Raw genomic sequence first — 2,601 nt, 5'->3', positions numbered from 1 at the left:
CTTCATTAGTCTTTCTCGATATTAACGGATACGAAATACTTGATCCAAATGAAATCTTATATAACTTCGTAATTGGAGTCGCCGAAGGACAATACAAGTTAGAAGAGATTAAGAAAATATTAGAATCTCTAGCTAAACTTATTATCTAACAATAGGCTACGTCGTATAACAGCATGGAAACGCTGCGCTTCGGGACGAGCCCTCGCTTGGGCTTCGCCACATTTCCCTTCTGTCACTCGTTTGCATCCGCAAACTCCGTGCCAGTCCCTAACGTCCCGTCCGGGACTCAGGGTCGGGAAACGTCGTCTCCACTAGTTCGTTATGCGAAATTTTCCAGAATTTAAACTAATAGGGATAAGAAAGATGAATATTCCAGAAAGAATAAAAGAATTTTTAACTGAAAAAAAGCAAAATTCAAATTCGCCATGTGATCAATGTAATTCTGATTGCTGTAAAGGTCCTGGCTTTGCTATATTTGAAAACATTAAAATTATCTATGAAAAATATGAAAGAGGAGAACTTATTAGATCAGACTACAATTTTCAACCAGGACTTTCTCTTTCACAGTTTATTTTTAAGTATTTTGATAGAGCTTCTTTGAATGGAGGATTGCTAATATTCTTTCCGAAAGTTTTAACGGAAGACGATCAGCTATTATCAGTACCGCCTTGGAATTATTGGCAAGCAAGAGATTACTTATTTAAAAGATACAAAACGTATGGATGCATTTTTCTGGATAAACGAAAAATTGATGGGGATTATTCTATCAACAAATGCATTCTCCACAACAATCGCGTAGAAGAAGAAATAACAGAAAAACCAATAGATTGTTTATTCTTACATTGTAACGGTATACGGAATATTGTAAATCCTAGGCAAGTTGAATCTAATCTCTGGTTTTCTCTTCTTGATTATCATTTTCCAAATTCTGTGAATATTTTCAATCAGCAATTCCCTGAATTAAGAGAATGAAAACAAAGGAAAACTTCGCATAACATCGGCTAAACACTTCGCTTCGGGTCTACGCCCTCGCTTGGCCTCCGGCACATTCCTCTCCGTCACGATTCTTGCTACGCAAGAATACGCGCCGACGCTAACGCCTACTCCGTAGGCTCAGCTTCGAGGAACGTCGTTTAGCCTCGTTCGTTAATTGCAATTGGTTAATTCTATTCTAAAAATCCAGCGCGCAATTTTTCTTAAAGGTGAGAGTCCAACTTTGCTCAATTCAATAATAGATATTTATATCGGTTTTATTACTTTGTTAATGATTCAAGCGCTTTAAAGAAAAGAATAAGAATTAAGAGATTTATTTCGCTACATTTCCTATTATTTTTTCGTCACGGTTTGCATGATTCAAAAATGATTGTCGGGTTTTGAAGACCAAGAATAAGAAAGAAAATTTGCGCGCTGGGATTTCAAACACTTCGTATCTGTCTCAATTACAACAGGAAACCAACTGCAATTAACTACCGCTAACCACTTCACTTCGGGACTTCGCCCTCGCTTGGCCTTCGGCACATAGGCTTTTGTCACTCCTCTTGCTTACGCAAGCCTCGTGCCAATCCCTAACGCCTCTGCGAGGCTCAGGGCCAGCCTACGTTGGTTAGCTAGTTCGTTATACGCTAGTTTGAAAAAATTTATATCAGGTAAAAAAATGAAATTAGTTTTCACTTCTATAGATTACAATAAAATTAAAATCATTGAATCAACACTTTCAGCTAATGGAATAAAATCTATGCTCAAAGGTGAAGATTTGGATGTTTTAAATGGAATAATTCCTAGAAACTCAAATTTACTTGAGTTATATGTTCAGGACGGAGAATTCGAAGATGCAATTTCTATTATTGAAAATAACAAAATTCCAGATAAAGTTTTTGAAGAAGACGATATAAAACAAGAATCAAATCATAAATACGAAGCTTTAAGATTAATCTCTGAAAAGAATGATAATATAGCTTTATATAAACTAGCAACGGTAACTTTCTTTGTTACTACGGCAATTTTTCTAGTACTATACCTTCTCGAAATTGATAATTTTAAAAAATTCTATAATGCAACCTATAACCCAAACATGGACTATTATTTTAGCGATTATGACAATTGCCTTTACGAAACTTTAGAGATCAAACTGGGAGAGACATCCATATTTCTACTCAATGTTATGATAAGACTACTGGAATTAGGAAGGAAGCTAAATACTACAATATTAATGGAAACCTCGTTAACCAAGTATTTAACCCAGATTTATTGGAATTTGATACAATTGAAATTACTTACGATTTTTATGGCAAAAAAATTTATGAATATAATGATACCGATAAAGATGGAATCTTTGATGAACAAATAAAATATAACAAAGAAGGACTTTTCGAAAAGAAATATAAAGACTTTAATGGAAATTTTACGCCACGTATGAGAATGAAGTCCAATAACCTAAAAAATCAAACCAGCGTATAACAGCGGGGAAACGCTTCGCTTCGGCACTGCCGGCCTCGCTCGGGCTGCGCCACATTTCCCTTCTGTCACTCGTTTGCATCCGCAAACTCCGTGCCAGTCCCTAACGTCCCTTTCGGGACTCAGGGTCGGGAAACGTCGTCTCCC

2 protein-coding genes are annotated in these 2,601 nt (G+C 36.4%); both read left to right on the top strand.

The window, feature by feature from the left end; genetic code table 11:
• Positions 1-363: 363 nt before the first annotated feature.
• Complete coding sequence (locus LEP1GSC199_RS13670; RefSeq protein ID WP_002985314.1) at positions 364-972, top strand: hypothetical protein; 609 nt, start codon at positions 364-366, stop codon at positions 970-972.
• Positions 973-1,654: 682 nt separating this feature from the next.
• On the top strand, positions 1,655-2,347 hold the full coding sequence (locus tag LEP1GSC199_RS13665; RefSeq protein WP_002985311.1) for a putative signal transducing protein: 693 nt from the start codon (positions 1,655-1,657) through the stop codon (positions 2,345-2,347).
• The last annotated feature ends 254 nt before the right edge of the window (positions 2,348-2,601 follow it).

The sequence above is a fragment of the Leptospira vanthielii serovar Holland str. Waz Holland = ATCC 700522 genome, assembly GCF_000332455.1.
GTDB lineage: Bacteria > Spirochaetota > Leptospiria > Leptospirales > Leptospiraceae > Leptospira_A > Leptospira_A vanthielii.
This window is presented reverse-complemented; position numbering and strand designations above follow the sequence as displayed.